The sequence below is a fragment of the Calothrix sp. NIES-3974 genome (assembly GCF_002368395.1).
GTDB lineage: Bacteria > Cyanobacteriota > Cyanobacteriia > Cyanobacteriales > Nostocaceae > NIES-3974.
This window is the reverse complement of sequence record NZ_AP018254.1, coordinates 4,085,659-4,111,754: the sequence shown is the minus strand read 5'-3', so window position 1 is coordinate 4,111,754 and position 26,096 is coordinate 4,085,659. Positions and strand designations below refer to the sequence as shown.

The 26,096-nt window shown below is 40.3% G+C and carries 23 protein-coding genes; 14 read left to right on the top strand and 9 right to left on the bottom strand.

Annotated elements, in window-relative coordinates; genetic code table 11:
- Positions 1-90: 90 nt before the first annotated feature.
- Positions 91-2,118: an ABC1 kinase family protein gene (locus CDC37_RS16565; RefSeq protein ID WP_096623280.1), complete on the top strand. Its 2,028-nt coding sequence runs from the start codon at positions 91-93 to the stop codon at positions 2,116-2,118.
- Positions 2,119-2,220: 102 nt separating this feature from the next.
- Here CDC37_RS16565 and CDC37_RS16560 read toward each other — a convergent pair whose 3' ends face one another.
- Both CDC37_RS16560 and CDC37_RS16555 read right to left on the bottom strand, forming a co-directional pair.
- Complete coding sequence (locus CDC37_RS16560) at positions 2,221-2,571, bottom strand: XisI protein (RefSeq protein ID WP_096623278.1); 351 nt, start codon at positions 2,569-2,571, stop codon at positions 2,221-2,223.
- Positions 2,559-2,702, bottom strand: coding sequence for a hypothetical protein (locus CDC37_RS16555; protein ID WP_157780769.1), 144 nt, complete (start codon positions 2,700-2,702; stop codon positions 2,559-2,561). The genes CDC37_RS16560 and CDC37_RS16555 overlap by 13 nt, the downstream gene beginning before the upstream one ends.
- A gap of 331 nt (positions 2,703-3,033) precedes the next feature.
- Here CDC37_RS16555 and CDC37_RS16550 point away from each other — a divergent pair, with 331 nt between their 5' ends.
- Positions 3,034-3,897 (top strand): fructosamine kinase family protein, encoded by an 864-nt coding sequence (locus tag CDC37_RS16550; protein ID WP_096623274.1) that lies wholly within the window; start codon positions 3,034-3,036, stop codon positions 3,895-3,897.
- Positions 3,898-4,094: 197 nt separating this feature from the next.
- On the opposite strand, the gene CDC37_RS16545 is transcribed toward CDC37_RS16550, so the two are convergent.
- On the bottom strand, positions 4,095-4,799 hold the full coding sequence (locus tag CDC37_RS16545) for an LmeA family phospholipid-binding protein (RefSeq protein WP_096623272.1): 705 nt from the start codon (positions 4,797-4,799) through the stop codon (positions 4,095-4,097).
- A gap of 150 nt (positions 4,800-4,949) precedes the next feature.
- On the opposite strand from CDC37_RS16545, the gene CDC37_RS16540 reads away from it, so the two are divergent.
- The 3 genes from CDC37_RS16540 to CDC37_RS16530 all read left to right on the top strand — a co-directional run bounded on the left by CDC37_RS16540 (position 4,950) and on the right by CDC37_RS16530 (position 8,008).
- The gene (locus CDC37_RS16540) at positions 4,950-5,741 is read left to right on the top strand and encodes a pseudouridine synthase (RefSeq protein ID WP_096623270.1); all 792 of its coding nucleotides are present in this window, start codon (positions 4,950-4,952) and stop codon (positions 5,739-5,741) included.
- Complete coding sequence (locus tag CDC37_RS16535) at positions 5,738-6,526, top strand: helix-turn-helix domain-containing protein (RefSeq protein WP_096623268.1); 789 nt, start codon at positions 5,738-5,740, stop codon at positions 6,524-6,526. The genes CDC37_RS16540 and CDC37_RS16535 overlap by 4 nt, the downstream gene beginning before the upstream one ends.
- A gap of 273 nt (positions 6,527-6,799) precedes the next feature.
- A complete protein-coding gene (locus tag CDC37_RS16530) occupies positions 6,800-8,008 on the top strand; it encodes a murein hydrolase activator EnvC family protein (RefSeq protein WP_096623266.1) in 1,209 nt (402 codons plus the stop codon).
- Positions 8,009-8,018: 10 nt separating this feature from the next.
- Here the strand turns inward: CDC37_RS16530 and CDC37_RS16525 are convergent, their stop codons facing one another.
- The 3 genes from CDC37_RS16525 to CDC37_RS16515 all read right to left on the bottom strand — a co-directional run bounded on the left by CDC37_RS16525 (position 8,019) and on the right by CDC37_RS16515 (position 10,193).
- Positions 8,019-8,486, bottom strand: a complete 468-nt coding sequence (locus tag CDC37_RS16525; RefSeq protein WP_096623264.1) for a DUF1499 domain-containing protein — start codon at positions 8,484-8,486, stop codon at positions 8,019-8,021.
- Positions 8,487-8,723: 237 nt separating this feature from the next.
- The gene (locus CDC37_RS16520) at positions 8,724-9,740 is read right to left on the bottom strand and encodes an aldo/keto reductase (protein WP_096623262.1); all 1,017 of its coding nucleotides are present in this window, start codon (positions 9,738-9,740) and stop codon (positions 8,724-8,726) included.
- A 114-nt stretch (positions 9,741-9,854) separates the two neighbouring features.
- Positions 9,855-10,193, bottom strand: a complete 339-nt coding sequence (locus CDC37_RS16515; RefSeq protein WP_096623260.1) for a c-type cytochrome — start codon at positions 10,191-10,193, stop codon at positions 9,855-9,857.
- Positions 10,194-11,127: 934 nt separating this feature from the next.
- Here CDC37_RS16515 and CDC37_RS16510 point away from each other — a divergent pair.
- Genes CDC37_RS16510 through CDC37_RS16495 form a run of 4 tightly spaced genes read left to right on the top strand, consistent with a single transcriptional unit; the run spans position 11,128 to position 14,682 of the window.
- Positions 11,128-12,111, top strand: coding sequence for a decaprenyl-phosphate phosphoribosyltransferase (locus tag CDC37_RS16510; protein WP_096623258.1), 984 nt, complete (start codon positions 11,128-11,130; stop codon positions 12,109-12,111).
- 9 nt (positions 12,112-12,120) lie between these two features.
- The gene (locus CDC37_RS16505; protein ID WP_096623256.1) at positions 12,121-12,717 is read left to right on the top strand and encodes a YqeG family HAD IIIA-type phosphatase; all 597 of its coding nucleotides are present in this window, start codon (positions 12,121-12,123) and stop codon (positions 12,715-12,717) included.
- A 28-nt stretch (positions 12,718-12,745) separates the two neighbouring features.
- Complete coding sequence (locus tag CDC37_RS16500) at positions 12,746-13,084, top strand: SMR family transporter (RefSeq protein ID WP_096623254.1); 339 nt, start codon at positions 12,746-12,748, stop codon at positions 13,082-13,084.
- Positions 13,085-13,113: 29 nt separating this feature from the next.
- Positions 13,114-14,682 carry a glycosyltransferase family 39 protein gene (locus tag CDC37_RS16495; RefSeq protein WP_231943090.1) on the top strand — a complete coding sequence of 523 codons (1,569 nt, stop codon included), beginning with the start codon at positions 13,114-13,116 and terminating at the stop codon, positions 14,680-14,682.
- Positions 14,683-14,841: 159 nt separating this feature from the next.
- On the opposite strand, the gene CDC37_RS16490 is transcribed toward CDC37_RS16495, so the two are convergent.
- Positions 14,842-15,936, bottom strand: coding sequence for a Gfo/Idh/MocA family protein (locus tag CDC37_RS16490; protein ID WP_096623250.1), 1,095 nt, complete (start codon positions 15,934-15,936; stop codon positions 14,842-14,844).
- A gap of 470 nt (positions 15,937-16,406) precedes the next feature.
- Here CDC37_RS16490 and CDC37_RS16485 point away from each other — a divergent pair, with 470 nt between their 5' ends.
- Positions 16,407-17,402: a hypothetical protein gene (locus CDC37_RS16485; protein WP_157780768.1), complete on the top strand. Its 996-nt coding sequence runs from the start codon at positions 16,407-16,409 to the stop codon at positions 17,400-17,402.
- A 59-nt stretch (positions 17,403-17,461) separates the two neighbouring features.
- Here the strand turns inward: CDC37_RS16485 and CDC37_RS16480 are convergent, their stop codons facing one another.
- Positions 17,462-18,487: a response regulator gene (locus CDC37_RS16480; protein WP_096623246.1), complete on the bottom strand. Its 1,026-nt coding sequence runs from the start codon at positions 18,485-18,487 to the stop codon at positions 17,462-17,464.
- A 1,061-nt stretch (positions 18,488-19,548) separates the two neighbouring features.
- Between CDC37_RS16480 and CDC37_RS16475 the strand changes: the two genes are divergently transcribed.
- Positions 19,549-20,475 carry an RluA family pseudouridine synthase gene (locus tag CDC37_RS16475; protein WP_096623244.1) on the top strand — a complete coding sequence of 309 codons (927 nt, stop codon included), beginning with the start codon at positions 19,549-19,551 and terminating at the stop codon, positions 20,473-20,475.
- A 77-nt stretch (positions 20,476-20,552) separates the two neighbouring features.
- Here the strand turns inward: CDC37_RS16475 and CDC37_RS16470 are convergent, their stop codons facing one another.
- Positions 20,553-21,200, bottom strand: a complete 648-nt coding sequence (locus tag CDC37_RS16470) for a hypothetical protein (protein WP_096623242.1) — start codon at positions 21,198-21,200, stop codon at positions 20,553-20,555.
- A gap of 269 nt (positions 21,201-21,469) precedes the next feature.
- Here CDC37_RS16470 and galE point away from each other — a divergent pair, with 269 nt between their 5' ends.
- From galE to CDC37_RS16455, 3 genes are all read left to right on the top strand, one after another.
- On the top strand, positions 21,470-22,474 hold the full coding sequence (gene galE / locus CDC37_RS16465; protein ID WP_096623240.1) for a UDP-glucose 4-epimerase GalE: 1,005 nt from the start codon (positions 21,470-21,472) through the stop codon (positions 22,472-22,474).
- A gap of 426 nt (positions 22,475-22,900) precedes the next feature.
- A complete protein-coding gene (locus CDC37_RS16460; protein ID WP_096623238.1) occupies positions 22,901-23,800 on the top strand; it encodes an alpha/beta fold hydrolase in 900 nt (299 codons plus the stop codon).
- Positions 23,801-25,227: 1,427 nt separating this feature from the next.
- Entirely contained in the window at positions 25,228-26,091 is an 864-nt protein-coding gene (locus CDC37_RS16455) for a biotin--[acetyl-CoA-carboxylase] ligase (protein WP_096623236.1), read from the top strand.
- The last annotated feature ends 5 nt before the right edge of the window (positions 26,092-26,096 follow it).

Genomic DNA, 26,096 nt, shown 5'->3' with positions numbered 1-26,096 from the left:
TGATCTGAAAAAAGCAGCGATTTTAACTTATTCATAGTTTTCAATTGTTACAATACTTAACGTATTGACTCTCCTGCGGTGGCAAAGCAAATGATGGTAAAAACGGACTCACATACCTTGGCACAGGTTAAAGCCCAAAAGGATACCAATATGGAACGAGATTCGCCGAATTCGACGAGTGCGATGGTGCTTGTGAAAAATTCAGAAAGCGAATTGAATAGCTTACCGGAAGGAGGAGGATTAAAGCGGGTTACAAGTATTAATTACAGACCTGAGATCAAATATGATGCGCAGGCGATCGCGCAGTATTATGGTCAACGTCCCTTCAAGGTATTGGGGAGGATTTTGACCGTTTTGATGCCAACTTTAGCCTTTGGGTTGGGGATTTGGTGGGATAGTAAGCGCGGGATCGAGGTGAAAAAAGACCGTCGTCGTGCCGTCCAGTTTCGGGAGTTATTAACAAAGTTGGGTCCTGCCTATATTAAAATTGGTCAGGCATTATCTACGCGTCCGGATTTGGTTCCGCCGACATTTTTAGAAGAATTAACCCAATTACAAGATAAATTACCTGCCTTTGACAACGAAATCGCCTTTCAATTCATTCGTGAGGACATTGGGCAAAGTGTGGAGGAGATTTATGCAGAAATTTCTCCCGAACCGATTGCCGCAGCTTCCTTGGGGCAAGTATATAGGGGTAAACTGAAAACAGGGGAAGAAGTCGCCATTAAAGTCCAACGTCCCAACTTGCGGGAAGCGATTTCCATTGATTTATATATTTTACGCGGACTTGCGGCTTGGGCAATGGGTCGCTTCAAACGCATTCGCAGTGACCTCGTGGGAATTTTGGATGAACTAGGCGATCGCGTATTTGAAGAAATGGATTATGTCCGTGAAGGTGAAAATGCGGAGAAGTTTTTCCGCCTTTATGGTCACATGAAAGACATCTATGTACCGCAAATTTACTGGGAATATACCAATCGTCGGGTATTGACGATGGAGTGGATTAACGGCACAAAATTAAATCAAATTGAGGAATTAGCAGCCCAGGGAATAGATGCCAGATATTTGGTAGAGGTGGGAGTCCAGTGTTCATTGCGACAGTTACTAGAACACGGATTTTTCCATGCTGATCCCCATCCGGGAAATTTGTTAGCCACTAGGGACGGGAAATTAGCCTATCTGGATTTTGGGATGATGAGTCAGATTGAACCTCCCCAACGTTACGGTTTAATCGAAGCAATTGTCCACGTGGTCAACCGGGATTTTGAAGGTTTAGCTAACGATTACGTTAAGTTAGATTTCCTCGCTCCGGATACAGATTTAACCCCAATAATTCCCGCTTTTGCTAAGGTTTTTGCGAATGCTGAAGGTGCAAGTGTTGCTGATTTCAATATCAAAAGTATTACCGATGATTTATCGGAATTAATGTATGAATATCCCTTCCGTGTCCCTCCTTACTATGCCTTAATTATTCGTTCCTTAGTGACGATGGAAGGAATTGCCATATTTATCGACCCGAATTTTAAAGTTCTCAGCGAAGCCTATCCCTATGTAGCCAAACGGTTATTAACAGACCCTGCACCCCAATTAAGAACATCTTTACGGGATTTATTATTTAAAGAAGGAAGTTTCCGGTGGAATCGTTTAGAAAATCTTCTCCGCAATGCTCGCAATAATGACGAGTATGATTTTGATTTAGTGTTGAACCAAGCAGTTGATTTTCTCAGTTCCGAGCGTGGCGCTTATATTCGGGAAAAACTAGTAGATGAGTTATTTAAAACCCTGGATGCAGTTCGGAAAAACATCCTACATAATTTGACCTATTTGTTGCGGGAGCAGGTGGGAATTACGGCAGTAAATGAAACTCCATCGGCCAATTTAGAGCAGCAAAAGACCTTAGAACACATTCAAAATATAGCGGCTATTCTCCGTGATACTCGGGGATTTGATGCGAGTCATTTGAGTCAACAAATTGTGAAAATCATATTTAATCCCGGTGTTCAAAAACTTGGTCAACAAATAGCCAGTCAGATACTAGAAAAAACCATTGCCAGAATTATCCGTGATGTTTTAGCAGGTGAAAGTCTGGAAACTGCTATAAGCAAAACAGGTTTTTAGCTCAATACTATTTATTTAGAACCTTAAAGCTGGAATTGGCTAGGTTGGCAAATCCACGCAACGTAGTGGCTACCCAACCTCATTTTCTTAATTTCTACTTGATTAACCGACTGCATAATCGGTAAATTGACGACTATATGGAGAATGAAATCCCAAAACAATATCTTGTTTAGGAACACCTAACTTTTCTAATTCATTAGCAATTCCTATTTCTCTACCATCATGTTGAATCCAGATTTTCTCATTGATGATATCCAAATGTAACACACAACCGTAAACCCGACGCTTGTTACTCCAACCAACATGAACTAATTGATAGTGGTCTTTTTCGCGGTCAAAAATAGTTTGTGCTTCTACTTGTTCGTTGATAGATTTGTATTTACTATACTCTGTAAGTAAGGTTTCAATATACTGGCGATATCTCTCTCGTTTTGATTTCTCTATTTTTGCCATTTTACTATCACCTCGTCTTCTGGATCGTATACTATGATTTTGACATTATTATTGATAATAATTTTTTGTGTAAATGGTATTTGAAAAAACAAAGCGGGATTTGCGATCGCAATTACTGGATATTTTGCCATCAATCCCCCCGGATTCATCCCCTAAGTTGTTGCTTTTGCCTTTAGTTTAGCCATTACAAATTACAAATCAAGTAAGTCATCACAAATAAACCTGATTACGTAAAGGATTGCAAAAAATATTCAAAGCCTTGAGATTACCTCCTTTCACTGCACTGCACTCGCTACCGACTTATACCGATTCAAAAAATGTTGACAACACATACTCAATATGAGACGTAGCAGTGCTACCTACGTCTCTACAAAATTCATCTGTCGCATTCTTTTTTCAAATTGGTATTACTGACGTAGCTTACATACCAAGTAATATTATTACGAATTACGAATTAGTACTATGTGGAAAGATATCGACCTGCACATCAGCAAAATTCAAGGCAAAAACTTTCAAACTCATCAGCGTCGCAGCTTGAGCGGTGGTTGTATTAATCAAAGCTATACAATTAGTGATGGTGATAATACTTATTTTGTGAAGGTGAATCAGGCTTCCCAGGTTGCCATGTTTGAAGCCGAGTATTTAGGTTTACAAGAGATATTCGCGACCAAGACAATTCGCGTTCCCCAACCCATAGCCTGGGGAATATCCGGTACTCAGAGCTATCTGATTCTTGAATATCTGGGGATGGGGGGAGGAGATAACAACAGTTGGCAAAAAATGGGATGGAATTTGGCGGCGATGCATCGTGTCACTAGCAATCAAGGATTTGGTTGGCAACGTGACAACACCATCGGTTCCACCCCCCAAATCAACACTTGGAACCCAAGCTGGATAGAATTTTATACCCAACAGCGACTAGCATACCAGTTTAAATTAGCCCATAAACGGGGAGCAAGATTTCCCTTGGCAGATAAATTACTTGCAAGCATCGCCGACATTTTGAGCGGACATGAAGTTACACCATCTTTAGTACATGGAGATTTGTGGGGAGGTAATGCGGGTTTTTCTGCGGAGGGAGAACCAGTTATTTTTGACCCTGCTACCTATTACGGTGATCGGGAAGTCGATATCGCCATGACTGAATTATTTGGTGGATTTCCCCGTGTATTTTATCAAGCCTATCAAGAAGCTTATCCCCTGGAAGCGGGGTACGAACGGAGGAAAATCCTGTATAACCTTTACCATATCCTCAATCATTTCAACCTTTTTGGAGGTAGCTACGCATCCCAAGCGAATCGGATGATTGAACAGTTGGTTGTTTGATTGGGAACAGGGTAATATGGTTTACGCAATGGTCGCTACATGTCGCTACATAATTAGGGGCTATAGCCGTTGATTATTCTAGTTTTATATTGCTGTATCAGCTAGTCCCCCATTTTCTTTTGCCTTTTTCCGGGTGCATGTCAAAAATCATGTGGAAAATACTGTTTTCCTTTACGGATAAATGCGGATAGTTTATATCAAGGATTTATTTTCAGTGTTCCCTGACAGCATATTTTCCCAGGTTGAATTGTGAGTTGATTGAACTCCACATCGGAACCAAGGTTGAGAGTAATACCAGATGGGTTTTCTACAACAATCTGTCCGGCTTGAATTACCTGAATTTCCTGAATTTGTAAGATATTTTGACTAACAAGCTCCAATCCCAGGTGAAATTCTAGGGGAATGGCAGACTCCTCTGGATCAAAAATTGTGAATATTTTCAGTTGTTGCATCCCCAATTCGATCGATTGGTAAATAATACGCTTGGTTTTTGGATAATTTTCTGGTAAAAATTTAACCAGTATCTCCTGCAAGGCTGGTGATAAAATTTCTGAGGCGAGTGATGCCCTAAAAGCTTCCTCACTAAACGTTGCATCTGCGTACACAGGTACTGGTTCCAGTAGCTTGATAGCTTTGCCGCGTAACACAGCACTGAGATTTGTAGTAATATTTGTTGCATTTAACTTGATATGTGTAATATGAATTCCCCGGTATATTGCTTGACTAGCAATGACGGAAACAGCTGGGATCGAACCAGAAAGAAGTTGGCGATCGCTAGTATCGATCTGGATTTCTAAATTATCAATGGCGCTGACTTGCGATCGCAGCCAAATTTGAACTGCACGGGTGAGAACTTTGGTGACAATCCGAATGGAGGAGCCGTGATTTTGTGGTTCTGTCATGGGATGATGAGATTGGTAGTCAGTGTCAATAAAACAGAAAAGAATATTGATCTACTAAATAAGTTTCAACTGTAACATTTGCGCCTATTCAGTAGAAAAACGAAACGATATATTTATTTAACTGGGTTTGCTTGCGGTCAATTGTTATACATGGATACGAGGTTACAAAAATTTCTTTCCCAAATGGGTATAGCTTCTCGTCGCCAAGCGGAAGTGATGATTTCCCAATCGCGTGTACGAGTTAATGGTATCGTTGCACAAATTGGTCAAAAAGTTGATCCCGAATGCGATCGCATTACGATTGATGGCAAAGCGATTGCGATCGCCCAACGTCCCCAATTAAGTTATTTATTACTCCATAAACCCGCAGGTGTTGTATCTACATGTGACGATCCCCAGGGGAGACCAACGGTATTGGATTTAATTCCCCCAGAGTTGGCAGCAGGTCAGGGAATTCATCCGGTTGGACGTTTGGATGCAGATTCAACGGGTGCATTAATCCTCACCAATGATGGTGACTTAACATTTTGGCTAACCCATCCTAGCCACAGTATTCCCAAAACCTACCGTGTTGTAGTGGAAGGACACCCCACAGAGTCCACCCTCAAACGCTGGCGACATGGTATAAAACTCGATGGACGAATGACTCGAACTGCGAGAATACGCGTAATCAAAAAATATGCGCAATCAACCCAGTTAGAAATAATTCTCCAAGAGGGTCGCAATCGCCAAATTCGCCGCGTGGCGGAGATTTTGGGACATTCAGTAATCGAACTCCATCGAACAGCGATTGGTTCGATTCAGTTACATCCTCCGGGAAAGGCTAGTTTACCGGAAGGTTCCTATCGCTTACTCACAGATTGGGAGATTCGCGATTTGAAACATCAATGTAACCAATTTCCTATTAATGATTCTGCAGGTTTAAGGAGTAAAAACCCATGAAGTGGCTTACTAAAAAGAAACAACACCACGAATCCGCTCCTTCGTTCGATGAGTTAAGGGTTATAGCCTTACAAGAAATTGCCACCCAATTAATTAGCAAACGGGAAGCAAAGGGTTTCGATTTGTATGAAATGATTTTGCAAACCAAAATCCCCTACCGGATTTTGCAAGCAATTGAAGCTGCTGATTTGGAAAATTTACCTGAACCAATTTATACTCAGGGTTTCATTCGTATTTACGCTGATACCCTAGGTTTAAACGGTACAGAGTTAGCTAGTAGTTACCCCGTTGGTGTGAACCGAGTTAGTCTCAAACCCAAATGGAAAGGTAGTTCTGGTCAAATTCGTCCAGTGCATTTGTATTTATTTTATATTGGGTTAATTTTTTGCTCGGTGACAGGGTTATCCCAACTGTTTGGAGTCACGGAAATGCGATCGCGTAATTTAGAGCGCGAATCCATTCAAGTATTAAATCAGGAATTGCAACCTCGTTCGCAGGTCAAATCAGCTCTGGTGACCACAAATAATCCCCAAGAGCAAGATGTGAAGGTCGGTTTGATGTTGAAGGATGCTTCTTGGGTGCGGATTGAAGTTGATGGTAAAACCCAATTTGAGGGAGTGTTACCCCAGGGAACACAACGTACTTTGACTGCACAGAATAGTTTAACAATACGTGCTGGAAATGCGGGAAGTGTCCTGGTCAGTGTGAATCAAAAGACAGCAAAACCCCTGGGTAAACCGGGTCAGGAAAATGTCTTAACGGTTGCAGCTAATAATCGTTCTTAATTCTCCATAATTTTCATAATAATGTTGTGTTGATGTAGAGACGACCCGTCGGGTCGTCTCTACGTTTTTATTTTGATATTGATTACAAAAATGTTGGCAACATATCTACATGAGACGTAGCAATGCTACGTCTCTACAAAATTTATCTGCTTGCTATTATCACCCATTCCCAACTCCCGACTCCCTTCTCACCATTTATGTGAAAATACAGATTTTTTTGGGAATAATACATGGGTTATGACCCATTAGCCCATGTTTTCCCGAATAATCAGCATGAACAACTTACAGTTGCAAGTCCCCCGTTTGCTTGGGAAATTAGGTGTAGTTATATGTTGTGTGGTGGGTGTGTTTCTCCCCCTATTTCTCAACCACCCTGTACAGGGACAAATCAATTCACCGGAAATCAACCAAATGCGATCGCAACAACAACAGTTGCAACAACAACGTCAACAAATCATCCAAGAACGCGATCGCTTGATAAATTTACAGACAGAAGCGGAAAAAAGATTACAAGGTTTAAATACCAATCTCCAAACCACCAATTCCCAAATCCAAGACAGCGAACAACGGTTAAAAATCGCTACAGAAAGACTCAAAACCCTGCAAAACCAACTCCAAGCTGCGGAAACTGCCTATATTTCCCGGCAACAAGCCACAATTGCTAGGTTACGTTTTTTACAGCGTTCCCCTAAAAGTCATGGTTGGGCAATTTTATTACAAAGTCAAAATTTAAACGATTTTATTCGCCGTCGTCGCTACCTCAAGTCTGTATATGAAAGTGATCAAAAAATCCTCGCCGAATTAACAACCGAGGCAACTCTCCTACTTAACCAAAAAACCGCCGTTGAAGCTGCGAAAAACGAAACTGAACTGATTCGTCAACAATTACTAGCTCAAAAAGCCGACTTTCAAGCCCAAGCTCAACAACAGGATCAACTTATCCAACGCCTCAACAACGATAAAATCGCCCTCTCTGCTGCGGAAACCAAATTAGCTGAAGATAGTGCCACCATAGGTAAAATGATAGCCGAAAAGATAGCCGCTATGCAAGCACGGGCGGCCGCAGCTAAAGCTCTAGGTAAAAGTTTTACTAGCGGTACAGGTATTTTCGCCTTCCCTAGTAACGCCAGAATTAGCAGTGGTTTTGGTTGGCGTATGCATCCCATCCTCGGCTATCAACGATTTCACAGTGGTATCGATTTTGCCGATAGTTATGGCAGTCCCATCCGTGCAGCCGATTCCGGTGTAGTAATTTTTGCTGGCTGGCAGGGTGGCTACGGACGTACCGTAATTATTAGCCACGGAAATGATATCACAACTTTGTACGCCCACTGTAGTGAGTTACATGTCTATGAAGGACAAAACGTTCAACGGGGACAAATCATCGCTAATATAGGTTCTACGGGTTTGTCCACCGGTCCCCACCTCCATTTTGAAGTACGTCGCAGTGGTACTCCCATCGATCCCGCACCTTATTTATAAAATCCAAAATCTAAGATATTCCCAAATCCTGCAAAGCCAAGCGAATTTGTTCCACCCGTCTGCGATTCACCCCCAGGTCTGATTCCCCGACACGGGAAGCGGAACGCACATGGATCACATTTTCATTTTCAGGTAAATAAAATTCCACATCGTCCACAAATTTAAAAATACGGCTTTTGCTAGTCGCATGGATATAGTTGTCGGTTTTTTCAATTACTTCTGTACGAGGAACAACGCTGACAACTTTGAGTAAAGTTTCCCGTGCTTGTTCGCGACTCACGTGATAGGGAATCGGATCAATTGCATGTTGGGAATCAGCACCTTGGCTAACAACGCAATTAGGTGTTCGGGGACAAGCTGATAAGAATGGTTGATTTTGAGAAGTTTCCGCAGCAATAGCGTTAGTTAAGCTGTCTGGAATCAAGTAACCCGTCCAGCAAAGGAATATGGCAAAAATAATAATTATGAAACGAAGCATATATTTTTGAGGTGAATACAGAATACAGGAGAAATTTCTGAACTTGAAATTGGAACCATCTAGATCGATAATTCGGGTTTTGGTGTTGCTGAATTTGGGTAGGAATTATATTTATTGACTTATTGACATTATTGGATTAAAACCGCAATCATCGTAGAGACGTAGCAATGCAAATACATCATAACGTACAATTTTCAATTCATATCTTTGTATTCAGTAATACCCGGTTTCTGGAAATTATCGATATTCATCACCACAATCACCAATAATGGCGAATAAATCACGGGATTGAATGGAGATTGCATTTATTTTCTGCCAGTCTTCCCCATCTAATTCAAAGTCAAATACTCGCTGATTATCTTGAATATGTTCGGCTATACCTAATCTAGCTCCCACAATTACCCCACCAACACAGGGATTTTCTAAAATCGCTCTCACTGCTACATTTGCAATACTCACTTGATGTTTATCGGCGATTTGCTTAAGGCAATGAAGTAATTCTTGAAATAATTGCCATCCTCCCCAAGCATCAATCATTTGTTTATATTTTTTCTGACTGACTGTTTCTAATCCAAAGCGATTTGGCTCCGGTTTGCCTAGATACTTTTCAGATAAAAATCCACCACATAATGTTCCATAGGTGAATAATTTGATATTGTGCTGTTGACAAAATTGCACCATCGCAACTTCTGGACGACGGTCAACTAGGGAAAATTGCACTTGGTTAGAAACAATTTTAATTCCTGCTGCGGTAATAATTTCTAAGTGTTCGGTGTCAAAGTTGGTCAGGGCTAAATGCTTTATTTTCCCTTCTGCCTGTAAATCTGCCATAAATTTTAAGGCATCTAGGTAATTACTGTCGCTGTAATCCCACCAATGGAATTGGAGCAAATCCAAACTTGGAACATCCATGCGACGTAGGGAAGTTTGAATATTTTTCTCAACAATTTCCCGTGTCATTTTACCAGGACGGGGAACCCATTTGGTAAAGGCTTGTATGGATGATAAAGCTGCTTCCCCACGGGTTTTCATCAGTTGACGACGGAATTCACCGATTAAATCCTCCGCAGGTCCATAATGGTCTGCTAAATCCCAGGTGGTAAATCCTGCATCATGGTATTTAAACATCATCTCAATTGCTGAATTGGCATTGATGCGTCCGTGTCCTCCGGAAACTTGCCACATTCCATTCAACAGACGACAGATGTTTAAATCAGGGGTAAATTGTAATCGACTGGATTGAGGAAAAGTCATCTGGATTTTAGATTTTGGATTTTAGATTTTGGATTATTCGATTTTGGATTATTTTGACCCTTGATTACTGATTACTGGGTGTTAAGAGGTTACTCCTGTATTCTGTTTCCTACCTTATTTCCAACCATTTTTCGCTTGGGTCAGTACATACTCCGAGACCGCTTGGATTTCTTCCACGGTTAGACGGTCTTTATAGGCGGACATGTTATTCTTGCCGTTAGTGACTAGTTGGGCGATCGCATTCACATTGTCAAAGCCGTTCCTCTCTAGTGTTTTAATTTTCAAGTTTTTTCCTCGCCTCACTATATTACCGCCATTAATGTGACATCCTGCACAGTGGGTTGTAAATATTTTCTCTGGGTTAATCATATTTTCTGCGTATGCCGGGGAAATGGCTATGATAAATGTTACAGCAAAAACGATGCAAAGTTTACTGAGTATAGCTTTTGTCATAAAATTGTTGATTTTGATTTCTGAACTAACTAATATTTTGCATGTTTCTGGAGAAATTACCAATCTACTTCCAGTTCTTCCCTTTGATAGATGTAGTTTATCTTCAGGATTGATTCTATTGGCAATAATGATGAGTTTATGAAATTTATGTAAATTTTAAATTCCTATTAATATCTAACAATTAAAGAAATTATAAATTATTTTTTTTGTACCAAATGAATATTCAAATACCGATAATATTCTAAGTGTGAAGTATTTTGGCAGATTGTTACCAATGATTTGTCAATTAGTCCTGTTTAAGTGAGTAGGGTGTTTTTAGTTTTATTCGCTGGATTAATTATCCCGAATTATTGTTGTACTGACGGTTAACAGTTGACAAATAGTTGATAGTCATCCATCAAAAGTAGTGAATATGCAAATTAAATGAGCAACAGCCGATTGCGGTTCATCTATATTTTGGATTTGGAATTAGTTGTTTAGAGGCGCTATGGGTGATTTGTTGAAGAGATGACTAAAACGTTGTGTCTATTATAAACAGACATGATGGCGTTTAATTGACTTTGGCTGGTATCAATTATTTTTTCGCAAGTAAATACATATTTTATTCACAGGAATTACGCAATCACTACGCAGTTACGTTATTACAATATCAGGTAGACACGCAGCGGAACGACTTGCTTACGTAGCAATCTCAATATCTTGTTTTATGGCAATAAATGCGTAAGTCCTAATTCATCTATTCATAGCGATGAATTTTAGTAAATACTCAGATTTTTAAATTTAAAATTTTTGAGATTTAGAGACTAACTGTCATAATCATTATCATTTATTTCTCTATAGACTACGTGCCGCAAATTTATTTAAATGTCTTTATGACATGTTATTGTCACATGCTTGCCACTCATGAAAACTTAAATTCTTATTTTCCATTACCATGAAAAATCAAAGCAGAGAAATATTAGAAAATCCCTTGACATTTCCACAGCGAATGGTTGCCCATATTAATGCTTTGCGTCCCCGTCAATGGACAAAAAATTTAATTGTATTTGCGGCTCCGTTATTCGCTTTTAGTATTAATTACCCATCCTTCTTTGGTAGCAGTTTGGCATTCATTTTATTTTGTGCAGCATCGAGCGGATTTTATTTAATTAACGATATTGTGGATGTGGAATCAGACCGTCAACATCCGGTTAAATGTAAACGTCCGATTGCTGTGGGTTTAGTCAGTATTCCTGTCGCAATTATTATGGCCATATTTTTACTTGCGGGTGCTGTCACCCTGAGTTGGCTGCGTTCTCCCGGATTAGGTGCAATAATTAGTGGGTATGCAATTTTACAAGTAGCCTATAACCTACGTCTCAAGCGGATGGTGATATTAGATATTTGTACGATCGCAACAGGTTTTGTTCTCCGTGCAAGTGCGGGGGCTGTTGCTACTAATATCACCATGTCTCCCTGGTTTATGTTGTGTACAGCGATGTTAGCGCTGTTTTTGGCAATTGAGAAACGTAAGGCTGAATTACGGTTAGCAAAGCTTAAAGGTGGAAAACCTCGTGCTGTCCTCCGTCGGTATTCCCTATCACTCTTACAAAGAATGGAAAGTATTGTGACTACGGGTGCAGTCGTCTCCTATGCGTTATGGAGTTCAGGTCCGGTGGTGCGAGGTGCATCAACTTCTTGGATGTTAATTACCTTACCATTTGTGTTATATGGTATTTTTCGCTACCAGCTATTGAGTGACCCCCAGGAAATTGACAGTGATGTTCACAGTGATGTGGAAAGGGGAGGACGTAGTGAAAGACCGGAGGAGGTTTTACTGAAGGATTTACCAATTTTACTCACGGTGATTGGTTGGGTTTTGACTTGTTTCACCATTTTATGGTTAAGAAGTGAGGGTTTAATTCAACCTGGTTTATAGGGGGAAATAATGTTGCTGTCGTTATTCCACAAGTTATTTACAGGTTTATTTTTTGGTCAGCATCAAGCGTCCATAAATAATTACACTCATCATCGGGGTAAATATCATTATTGTTCTGAAACAGTGGCAGATATTGATATTAATTGGTTAAAGTTATGTCAATTTCAAGGCATTATTTTAGATTTGGATAATACAATTATTTCGGAAGATGATCGTTATTTATCTCCCCACGTGGAAGCATGGATTAGTGAAGCTAAATCTGCTGGCTTCAAAATGTTTATGCTCTCGAATGGAAAGCGTCGTCATCGGGTAATATATTGGTCAAACCGCTTAAATATACCTGCTTTAAGTCCCGCAAGAAAACCTTTACCGAAAGCCTTTAAACATGCAATTTCTGTGATGCAAATAAAACCGCATCAAGTTGTTGTTATTGGTGATTCTTTTCATACTGATATTTTGGGAGCAAAAATTATAGGATGTGCAAGTATTCAGGTTGCTTCCCTTCCCCATCCACCCCGATGGTGGGAAAAAATAGCTGGTCGATTTGTCCAAAAATCCTATCCTCATTTACGGGAACTTTGGTTATTTGAAAAGCAGGATTATTGAATTTCATTAAAAAATATTCGAGATCTATATGCAACAATTTTTGATGATAATTTTAATCTGTCTCACTGTCATTTTAAATACAGGGGCACAAACTTTGCTGAAAATGGGTTCGGGTCAAACACCACTAAATTTATATTTGTTAGGGGGAATTGGGTTATATGGAATTAGTACCATTTTCTATATTTTAGTTTTAGGAAAATTTAATTTATCTGTTGCCTATCCAGTGGTAATTGGGTTGACGATTGTGGCAACAACAATTGTCAGTGGCATAATTTTACGGGAAAAAATTGTTGTTTCCCAATGGATTGGTGTGGGTTTATTGATTAGTGGTATTTGGGCAATTTCTTTAGGAAAGTCTACTTCTTGAGCAGTGTTAATTTATCTAAAAATATTCTGATGAAGATGATTATACAGGCTTTGATTTCATTTTATCAGCAGTATAAATTGCAGATAAATGTATTTATATTTTTCTGGTCAATATTTGCTTTTACTAATAGTGGAGTCGATTCTTCCGAAGGATTATTTCACTATGAAGTTGCAGTACAAATAGTCAAGCACGGTCAACTTGGATTTGCGACCCAACCGGAGGGAGTTTTCCAAGTTGCACCCAATGGTAGATTCTATGCAGGACATGAAATCGGTAATACCTTATTTATGCTACCAACGGCATTTATGAATGTGATGTTGGAAAATATTGCTTCTCAATTTGTCAGCTCAGAGACCATTGAAAAAGCTAAACAGTTTATTTTATCCTTTCAAGCGGGTATTTACTCTTCCCTGACGGCAACGATATTTTTCACCATTCTTCGAGTCGGCTTTCAGCAAACAATTATATCCAGTTTTATCGCTACTAGTTTTCTTGCTTTTACAACCTTTTTCTGGACTTATTCCCGCAATCTCTTTGACGGTGTTTTATGCACCACCCTTCTCACTATATCTTGTTTATGTTTAATTCGTCATCGTCAAACTCAAGAATCTAAATTCATAATTGCTTGTTTTATAGCATTAGGTTTTGCCTTGATTACTCGTGTGTCAATGGTATTACCAATTTTTGCTGCTTGCATTTACCTATTCATTTCCCATCAAGCTTCAATTACCCAAAAGCTACGCAACTTGATTTTAGCTGGAGTCACCCTCATTCCCTTTGCTATTTGGCAATCTTGGTACAACTTTTTACGCACAGGTATTTTTTATAAATCACCCGTCCAAACAAGTGTTTATGCAGGAAACAATGCTTTAGATGGAAATATTTTTGTCGGTCTATCTGGTTTATTATTCAGTCCCGGAAAAAGTATTTTTATCTATGCACCATTGATTCTAATTTCCATCCTGATATTCCGGAGATTTGCGCGTCAATATCCCAAGGAGGCTATTTATATCAGTATCCTGACAGTACTGTGGTTACTACTTCATGCTCGTTTGCGAAGTTGGTATGGTGCTGCTGGTTGGGGTCCAAGACATTTAATCACGATTTTACCAATTATATTTTTACCTTTTGCTGTCAACTTAGAATATATTTGGTCGAAAATTTCTCTGAAAATCACCGCTATAATTTTGGCTGGATTTGGATTCATCTTAGGACTATCCTCCATTATTTCTAATTGGCATTTCCGGATGATGTATGCAATTGAACGCAATTTAGGTGATGACCAAAATTTTATTTGGGGATGGACTCATAGCCAAGCAATTGATATGCTGCAAGCTGGAGTTGGTAATATCATCCGCATTATCACCAAATCCCCAATTATTGTTATCCAAAACACCTACTCGGAAGCTAATGAATATGCTAGCAGTACACTGAATTTATGGGCTAATTCCCTCATCTATGCAGGTATTCCCTGGTTTGTTGTGGTAGTATTAATTATCCCTCTGTTTGTGCTCATTTTTGTGTCTTGGCGAAATATTTTACAAATTTCTCAGCAGGAATCCTTTTTGCAAGCAAGATTAAATGCTTTGCTCCGGTAGTAATACCCTTAATTGGATTTTGCGGAAAGTTGTTGGGGGATTTATTCTTCCAGCAAATACAGATTTTGGATTATTTATCACGATTCAAAAAACGGTTAGACAAGACGTAGCATTCCTACGTCTCTACGAGAAATTTTCAATTTGTATTCTGTATTCTTGCTACATAATTTCCGGAACATCTACCCATTGCGATCGCAAATTTGATTCTTGGGCTAAATCCATTAATAATTGGGAATATACCCCTTCACCTAATCCGGGAATTACTGGTTCACCCCTGTCTATTCCCTGTACCCAATTATCCACCACCCGCAAAAATGCCGATATTCTCCCGTCTGGGTAATCATGGGGAAACAACAAATGACTGGGTATCTCCATTTCTATCGGCTTTTCTCCTGGTTGCACATTCCAAATCCGAAATCCATGAATATAATCTTTCTGATTTTCACTTCCCAATACTAATGTCCCCTTATCCCCATACACCTCCAACCAATGGGGACGGGATGCATGAACCACCGCACTAATCGACACCTGACACGGGGTTCCATCGACGAGTTCTAAAGACAACATACAAGTATCATCGCTATCTACTGGTTTAAATTCCCCTGTCTGTGGATCAAGACGTTGGGGTATTGCGGTTGTGAAATGAGCGTTTAAACGTTTTACCCCCCCAAATAACCAGTAAATATAATCAAAAGCATGGGACGCAAGGGAACCTAATGCTCCCCCACCCATCTCCCGACAAGAGTACCAATTCCAAGGACGGGTGACATCTGCACGGGAAGAACCTAACCAATCAATTTTGATCAAGCGAATTTCACCCACCAATTTCTGCTGCAATAACTGGGCAAAATATTGCCAAGCAGGTACAAAACGAAATTCAAAGTCCATTGTGGCAACAACCTTTGCTAATTGTGCCATTTGATACAATTCCTTGGCTTCTGCCAGGTTCAAAGCTGTCGGTTTTTCCAACAATAAATGCTTTTTTGCTGCTAATACAACTTTTGCCATTGGATAGTGTAAAAATGGCGGTGTGGAAATTGCCACTGCATCCACCTCTGCAAGGGTCAAAATATTTGACAGGGAATCACAAGCATGGGGTATATGCTGAGTTGTGGCGATTTTTTGGGCTGTTTCGATGTTGCGATGGTAAACTGCAACTACTTCGGTGCGGTGATGAGCTTGAAAAGCTGGAATATGAACCTTTTGTCCAAAACCTGTGCCAACAACGGCAACTCCTATTTTACCCTGATTCATGACGATGTGAGGTTGAGGATACAAGATACAGGATACCGGATGCTGGGGATGATGGGGAAGTTGGGGGAGAAATATCTGTCTCTATCAGCAGCTGTGTGACGCGCGTTTGTGGGGGATATATGGGGATTTATATTGAGTTGCAATTATTTTGAGTTCACATGTGGGACAAGATTAGGAGTTATTGCTTGAGGATGTATTTGAGCGAATCACCCTAGTTAGCCCGCGTAATAATACGTATATTTCATTGCTAAAAATTTGCTATTTTGATACATGTTCTTCATCTATTTTTGGAACAATCCCTGACTGCCATTGCTCAATTCTACTAATGCCGATTCCCAAAATGTGGAGACGGAGACGTAATGTATTACGTCTCTACAGACACAATCCATCTGTCCCATTGTTTTTGAGATTGGTATGACTTTTTCATGTTGTTTCGCGATCGCCCTTTCATTACCTATCTTTAACCAGCTATGTTAAACTTGATCCGGAAACCCCATATTGCTCTGGGAATATTATTATCGTTCTCACTCTCAACGGTTGTACCCTTGAGGTCTGTATTGGCTGAAACCCCAGTAGCGACATCCGCAACAAGTCCTTTTGCAACCGCTCGCAATGAACTACCTACGGAACTTTACACTTTGTATCGAATTGTGGAAAGGATTGCCCGGACTAACGGTTATGACAATCAGACTTGGCAAGTGACAATTGTACCGGAATCCCAAGTTAACCAGTTAAATCGGGGAACAAATTCCATTGTGATTCCCCAGAATTTACTCTCCCGGATTCCTGGAGATGCTTCCGCTTTAGCTTGTGTTGTTGCTCAACAGATGGGACAGCACATCCAGCAGCATCTTCCCATCACAGAAGAACTACGCAATGACTACATTCGTCAAATTCGTAGCGAAGTTGAAAATTCCCTCTCTACCCAACAGCGAGGCAATTCCACAGGTTCGGTGATGAGAACAGTTGGTGGTGCGATCGCTAATCGACTTTTACCGGGATTAGTGGGTGATTTGGTGGGGGGGATTATTAACAACCCGAATCATCGTCGTCGTGATTCCCAAAGACGAATCGAACAAACCATCGAAACCAGAATCAAGGAACTAGACAAGCATCTTCAGCAACGTGGTCATCAGCAACAGCTAGCAGTCGATGAATTTGCTTATTTAGCATCGGTTCGTGCTGGTTTTGAACGGGGAGGTTGTTTGCGGGCAATGGAGATTTTAGCTCGCTTTGCTCCACCTGAATCCAATCCTTTTGTTCCCACTATATCCCAACGTGCGATCGCAATACAAGCATTAATGGAGAAAAATCCCAATCCCCTATTTACAGAAGAAGTAAAAACCCGTCTTACCCAATCCCCACCCCTCACCTACCAACTTTCTGGAGACAGAAGGTCGTTACAAATCAATCCCCGTCACGGTACTTCGGTAGTCCAAGATATTGACAGATTATTTGGATTTTAGGAGAGACGCGACATGTCGCGTCTGTACTCCCTATCTGAGAGATTTGTGAGAAGTAGGATTTAAGATAAATGGTGAAATATAACTTTTAATAAATCGGCTTGTGTAAATGGCTTAGTTAAATAACCAGATGCACCTAACATTTTTGCACGAGCGCGATCTATTAATCCCGTGCGTGCTGTCACCATAATAATTGGCGTATGTTTAAAGTGTGTATGTTTACGTACTAATCCACACAACTCATAGCCATCTAAATTTGGCATTCCCACATCTAATAAAATTAAATCTGGTTTGAGACGAATAATTTGAATTAAAGCTTTAACTGGTTCACTAATGGTGACAACGCGAAATATCTGTTCGTCTAAAAAACGCTGGATTGCAGCTAAAACAGTTAAACTATCGTCAATACATAAAATTGTATATACTTGCTTCTGATTTTCAGGATGATATTCTGTCCCCTGATTTCCGGTTTCACTATGGTGCTGATGGGATGACTCCGTTGCTGTGTCTAAATCTTGCTGAGGGGTTTTTCTTGCAGATACATCTGTCGATTTTTTTGAATGCTCCACCCGACTTCGAGAATTAGCAATTAATGCACTTAAATCTAGCTGACAAAATTGAGGCATATTTTCTAAAGCTGAGTTAGCCGTAATTTCGTAGCTACCTTCTTGAATTTTTAAAATAGCGGTGAGAACATCTAATGCCAATTCTTCAATTAATAATTTCGCTTGTTGACAAGTGAGATGTTTGCGATTTACTAACCAGCAAATTGCCAAATAATCTAGATGGGGAATTGCTTTATTATCAATTGATGTATCAAAAATTGTTTTGATTCTTTGATATACTTCTGCATTTAATGTTGGTATTTGTTTACTGAGTATTTGCAGTTTACTCAGCAAGGTATCTAGCATATTATCCCCATAACAGGCATAAATAACTTTCCCTTCCTCAAGATATATCAACCAGGTTCCAGAAGCACTAAATACTTGCAGACACCCACTCGTCTTTTTACTGATAATTCGATTCAGAACTGATATCGGTTGCAATCTCTGAAAAAAGCGATATCTACCAATTGGAAGGGTTTGCATAATAGTTTTTTTAAATGTAAATTACCGTTTGTGGATAATTTAACTAGAGAATTAAATGATAGCAATCTGCTTGATATTTGATATATATAAATCTATATCATATTCAGATAACTTTGCTTGCTAAATAGGAAACACAAGTAACTGGGGATGGGATTTATTCTAGTTAAACCACCGATTAAAAAAATCAAATTTTTGCTCCGACTAGGAGTATAATTTTAACTTTTACCCCGAATAATTTCGGATATTATGCTGCCACTGTATTCATAGATGTACACCATAACCCATGTCCTTGAGCATGTTAATCTGGAATTAGGATTTTTACTTCCGTTACTTAGACACCCTAAATATAGTCTTTTTGATAACAACACATTATTAGTGTGTACACCTGCTACGCAGGAAGTAAGCTAGATAGAAAATAAATCAGGTTTTTTCTTGCTTTCTGGTTACAGGTTTAGATGCGGACAATAAGTATCAAGAATTACTCCTTTTCCTCCGGTTATCAATTCGGTTATATAGGTCAAATCCCAATTCTCGACTCTCAAACAAGATAAACTAAGTATTAAAAACTACCTCTTGATTTAGTTTAAGTTTTGTTTAATCGGGTAGTAAGTTTCGCGTCGTGACTCCCGTGCAGTATTGCCAATTTTTCCTTCACCATCAAATTAACAAACCAGTTTAAATTTTATGACAACAAATATCTTGACTAAACTCACATTACAATAAATTTTTTACAAAAAGTAAAAAATACCTGCGAAGCTATCTTGAAGAGCTAACAAAGTAAGGTACTTAAATGGAGTAATTGATGCGTGTTTATTTTTACTCATATCGACACCTGATGATTGGTAAAAAACAAAATTCGCCTTGAAAAACTTATTTTCTCTCACTTAAACTGGAACTAGATGATTGTGACTTTTTCCACTCAAGCAAACACTAGTAATACAAAATATACATTAGAATTTGGATGGGCAGAAGACGTAAGTAGATACCTATTAGTTCCATCCCTCGCTTATAAATAGGGAGAGGGAGTCAGAATTCAAAATCAATAGAATCAAAGAGAGAACGTGGAAAAAATCGAATTATACGTGGAATTTGGGGGGGATAGACTAGACAGGTATTTGGCAGAGGAATTATCCGGGTTATCATTATCGCGATCGCGGATTCAAAGTTTAATAGAACAGGGTTGGGTAGCAATCAACAACCAAGCTTGTATATCCAAGAAAATCACCGTCAAAGCTGGTGATACCATCATTGTCACTATTCCCGAAGCCGAACCCTTGGCATTAGCAGCCGAACATATCCCTTTAGATATCCTCTACGAAGACGATGAACTCATCGTCGTCAACAAACCTGCGGGGTTAGTGGTTCATCCCGCACCCGGACACCCCAATGGTACTCTCGTAAATGCCCTTCTAGCCCATTGTCCCTATCTCCCTGGAATTGGTGGTATCCAGCGTCCCGGTATCGTCCATCGCCTTGACAAGGATACTACAGGTGCGATTGTCGTTGCGAAGACAGAATTTAGCCATCAACACTTGCAAGCCCAACTCAAAGCCAAAACAGCTCGTCGTGAATACCTAGGTGTAGTTTATGGCGCTCCCAAAACTGAAATAGGCACAATCAATTTACCAATTGGTCGTCACCCGGTAGACCGGAAAAAAATGGCTGTTGTCCCTTTAGAAAAAGGTGGTCGAGAAGCAGTCACCCACTGGCAAATTCAAGAACGCCTCAGTAATTATACGTTAATGCATTATCAATTAGAGACTGGACGCACCCATCAAATTCGCGTCCATAGCTCACAAATTGGTCATCCAATTGTGGGCGACCCGTTGTATAGTTCAGCACACTCAATTGGGGTGAAATTATCTGGCCAAGCTCTCCATGCATGGCGATTAAGGTTGCAACATCCAGTCACCCAGGAATGGTTGGAAGTCACCGCACCAATACCAGAGGAGTTTCGTAAGTTGTTGGATGTTTTACGTAGAAGGTAGGCAAAATCCAAAAAATAACCGAGTCCAACAGAATCCAGACTCGGCCATTAATTGGGAGCAAGAACAGATTCAAGAAACTAACTTCGTCCACCACCCAGGAAAAAGTAAATTTGCGCCAAATAACGTTCCCATTCACGGGTTGTAATACTTAACATTTGGGCGCTAGGGACAAAATCACTCAACTGCAAAGGACGGGGACGGGTAATATCCTGGGGAGTCTGGGGAGCTTGGGCCAAGTAGGGAGTTCTCAGATTCATATCTGCCACTATTGTGCTGCCATTAATACCAGGTGCTGTTGCGAGGGAATTACTGGGAAGTTGGACCACTTGTACTTCGCTGACCACGGGATTTGTCCCAGTGGCAAGGGGAAGACGGAATAGGAAGTAGCCAAAAGCAGGTGTACTAGCAAATAATAAGATTAATAACGAAGCCACCAAATAGTTTCCACCAGGTTTGCCAATTGCACCCTCCTTTAACTTTTGAGCTGCGAGAATCATCAATAAAATCGCAGCACCCAAGGGTTTCAGGGGAAATGTGACAACTTGCCAAATTGAGGCTAGCGCAGGTTCATTCGGATTCACAAACGAAAGTGCTAACACCACAATAAGCGCAATTAATATCATTTTTCCGAAGAAATTACTATTCGGAAACCATTTTTGGAATAGAGTGTAGGCAATGGTACCAATTAGCAGCCACAACAGTACTCGACTTAACATTAAAAACATAAAATTCTCTCTCAATTCTGCGAATTTTGGTCAGTCTCACACGTGTTGGGATTCGACCGATTTTACCGCCAGAGTGTAACAAAACTTGAACTGGAATGGCAAAATAGCTCCTCACATCCGAACTATATTAAGACTACCGTCGTAGTGATTTTAGAGCAATTTTTAGTCAAGTGTAATGTTGTTTTGTAATTTTCTCCCTTAATCCAGATTCACCGATGGTGTCTAGTAAATTAAATTAATTGAGTACCCATAGCTAAAAAGGAAAAAATATGTCGCCCCAAAAGCCTACCATTCTTGTCACTGGAGGCGCTGGATATATCGGCTCCCATACCGTACTTGCCCTGAAAAAAGCCGGGTACAATGTGGTAGTTCTTGATAATCTCGTTTACGGACATCGTGACCTGGTTGAATCCGTATTACAGACGGAATTGGTAGTCGGGGATACTAATGACCGTGGTCTACTGGATGAGGTTTTTCGCACCCGTGATATCTCTGCTGTCATGCATTTCTCCGCCTATGCCTACGTAGGTGAATCCGTATCTGACCCGGCAAAATATTACCGTAATAACGTTATCGGTACAATTACGCTGTTAGAAGCGATGTTAGCTGCCAATGTAAATAAATTTGTATTTTCTTCAACTTGTGCAACCTACGGTGTCCCCGTAGTTGTGCCCATTCCTGAAGACCACCCCCAAAATCCGATTAATCCCTACGGTGCAAGCAAGTTAATGGTGGAACGTATTCTCACCGATTTTGACACCGCCTATGGCTTAAAATCAGTCCGCTTCCGTTACTTTAATGCTGCTGGTGCAGACCCCAATGGTTTGTTAGGGGAAGACCACAATCCAGAAACCCACATCATTCCGTTAGTGTTACAAACAGCGTTAGGAAAACGTGATTCTGTCTCGATTTTTGGTACGGATTACGATACACCTGATGGTACATGTGTTCGAGATTATATTCATGTCAGTGATTTAGCGGATGCCCATGTTTTGGGTTTAGAATATTTACTGAGAGACTCTCCCAGTGCCGTATTTAACTTGGGTAACGGCAACGGTTTTTCCGTAAAACAAGTGATTGAAACAGCCCAGCGCGTTACCGGAAAACCGATTGCAGTGAAAACATGCGATCGCCGTCCTGGAGACCCCCCGGCTTTAATTGGTAGCGGTGAAAAAGCTCGACAAATCCTCGGTTGGGAACCGAAGTACCCGAATCTGGATGATATTATTTCCCATGCCTGGAAATGGCATCAGCGAAGGCATGGGGAGGGGTAGGATAAGGAGATAGAATACAGGAGGTAGGAGCGGGGAGGGGTGAGGATATGGGACTTTAATATGTTTATTAAGTATTCTTGTATTGTTTTGAAGACTTACCCTTGACAAAGTACGTACATAATCCCATTTACTACTGCATAAATTGCTACTTTTCTTGGACGACCACCTGGTTTTGTCTGGGGGACAAATCGGCAATTAATTCCTACTGCTCCCAGGTCAAATTGTTAGGATATGTTTTATATCGTTTACGTTAATGCTTGCTACATATCAGGGGCTGTAACCGTTGATTATTCTAGTTTCATTGAGTTTATCCTGGTTGCAAGTATTGAAATATAACACTTTGCAAGCTTTTGTCCCCTACAGAGATTACCTTTACAACAAAGATGCTTTACCATTATTAAAAATGGCTTAATATATCTTTGTAAAATGCAGACCATCAAACCAACCTCTATCCCCACAATCCCTGGAGAATACTGGCAATGGCGAGGTCATAATATTTACTATGTCCCAGCCGGAAATAAACAACTTACTCACCCACCGTTGCTACTGGTGCATGGCTTCGGAGCATCGACTGACCACTGGCGTAAAAATATTCATGGTTTACAAAATGATTTTGCCGTTTACGCCATAGATTTGTTGGGGTATGGCAGGTCTGCTAAACCAAAGCTAGAATATGGTGGGGATTTATGGCGAGACCAACTGTATGATTTTATTACCCAAATTATTGGCGAACCTGCGGTATTAGCTGGAAATTCTCTGGGTGGCTATGCAAGTTTATGTTTAGCGGCTCAATGTCCAGAAGCGGCAAAAGGTGTTATTTTACTCAATAGTGCGGGGCCATTTAGCGCACCTCCCAACCAAGTTAGACCCAATCCGACACTAATTCAGAAACTTATTGGCAATAGCGCAAAATGGGTGTTTCAACGGCGGATTTCCCAATATTTATTATTTCAATACCTGCGTAATCCCTGGGTAATTCGTCGGACTTTGAAAAAAGTTTATCTTGACCACTCTGCAATTACCGATGAATTAGTTGCGGATATCCATCGTCCTTCCTGTGATGTCGGTGCATTTGATGTCTTTTCAGGTTTATTTAGCAACCGACAGGGAGAAAAAGTTGATATTTTGCTCAAACAATTAACACTACCATTAATGTTAATTTGGGGAGAAGGTGATCCGTGGATGAATTCCCGTCTTCGCTCAGAGCAATTCAAAACCTATTATCCAGACCTAACTGAGCATTTTGTCAATGCAGGTCACTGTCCCCACGATGAAGTCCCAGAAGTGGTTAATCAGTTAATACGGGAATGGGTACAAAATTTGTAGCTTTGTTTAAGAGGTTGTTGAAAAAGTCATTTCTAATACTTGAATTATCGTTTTTGGGAGCAGGAAGAGACGCGACATGTCGCGTCTGTACGGCAATAGGGAGAAACGCGACATGTCTCGTCTGTACTCTCGAAGGAAAAATCCGCTTGATAACCCCATCTCCAGGGTCAGGACGATGGTCACAATAGTGATAATTAATACTTGAGAAACATCCTCTGAGGATATGGGAGTTTAAATTAAATCTAGTCAGTATCTTTAGTCCTGGGTTCTGGGAATGGATAATTTGCGCGATCGCTCATAGCGCTTTACTTGAGATTTGATGCCTGATGGGAAGCTTTGTAATGGTAAATGTACCCTTGCAATTACAACAATCAAGTTCAATCTAGATATTTATCACCTCAAATAAACCAGAGCCAACTTGATTTATCTCAACTTGGAATTCAATTCCAAAAAGTCTAAAAAAGGGTTGATTAATTATAAGGGTTTCTGTTAGTATTGGTATGAGGCTTCAAGGGACTAATAGACCCTAATGTATGAGAATGATAATCACCTATAGGGGTGTAAGCCGCTCACCGTAAGTCTTTGAAACAAAAAGGGCTATGGGTTTTACCCCGCATTGGAGGATATTCTGGGTATTAGCATTTAACATTTTTTGGTAGGTTTTGCCAGGAGAACCCCATATCACTTCGCAAAAGTGTTGATATATTGTCTTTTTGGGTTTTCAAGGCACTTCTGATGCCGTTTTACTTTGGATTTGATACCTGACGGGAAGCTTTCGGGAGCAGGGGAAGAAAATGTATCAAAATTTGAGTGCAATGGTATTCGTGACAAGTTAAGGTGAAATTAGTTTTGTCAACTCGTAATTATCCTTAAAAGTGGGGTGAAGGAGAAGTTTTAAATTCACCTTTACACTGGATTTTCCGCGCCAGAATCAATTATGCATTGAAAATTTAGCGATCGCATCCTTCAACATCATGTTTATTCATCCAGATTTTGACAATATTTTGAGCATTATTACTTATTGACAAAAGACTAATAAGCTTAAATTGTCAGCAATAGTGCAATGGTATCTAGATCCATCTCTATTGATAAAGTATACGGAAAGCGAAAGTTTTCACCGACTGTTTCCCATTGAGTTCAATAGCTGCTATGTTGGTTCTGGCTAAAACTTCACTGAGTAGCCAACATGTAATCCTGACACCAAAACAGATGAAACCTGGATTTTGAGCGAGTAAGTTGTAAGCCTTGAGTAACGGATTGATTTTCCTGATACGGACTATCCCTACTCCCTATTCCCCATGAGTTTTAGGGTTTTGTGAGAAATGCGGGGAAAGTGGTTTTTCCCTACTCTACAACACTAGCTTTCAGGTCAAGATTTTACATGTCCATCCGACTAAATACATGTTCCCCCGTAAAAATCATAAAATATGCTTGATTTGCAGCAAATTGAATCTCGCTTCCATCTTCTCCGTCAACACCGTTTTTTGGATGTTTCCCTACATACATTTTCCTGCGTTGAATCCACGAATCAAATTGCTTGGGAATTAGCTGATTCCGGTGCAAATATCGGGACTACGGTGATTGCTCAACAACAAAATTCCGGTCGTGGACAATGGGGTAGAACATGGAGTTCCTTACCTGGGGGGTTGTATCTGTCAATGTTAATTTATCAATCTTCTCCAGAAAATAATTTACCTCCGATTCCCGCAACCGATAGCTACCAGTTGACCTTGGCAACAGCCTGGGGTATTGCCCACCAGTTGCAAAGTTGTGGTATCCCCTTGCAATTGAAATGGCCTAATGATTTAATTTTACAAGGATGTAAACTGGGCGGTATTTTGACCGAAACCAGGATTGGGGGAGAAAAAATCACCCGTGCAGTGGTCGGAGTTGGGATTAATTGGCAGAATCCTGTACCGGAAACGGGAATTAATTTATATCAGTGGCTCAACTCTCCGGACGATGATTCTAGGGATATCAAAAATTCAGCAAAAATTCAAATAAACAGTCTGGAAGCATTGATAGCTGAGGTTTTAGCGGGTATCGAGGCTGGTTTGACTTGCCTTTTTTCGGAAGGAGTGAGTATGCTGTTACCGCGCTATCTCAAATTTTTCCGCAATATGGGGGAACAGGTGTATGTGGATAATTCTGTTGGCACTATTATTGGTGTCACTGCCAAGGGTTGTCTCCATGTTCGCATCACTGCATCTGAATCTAAATCAGTAAATTTACGAGAAATTTTCCTAGATCCAGGTACAATCAGTTTGGGTTATGCCAAACCCACAAATTGAATCAA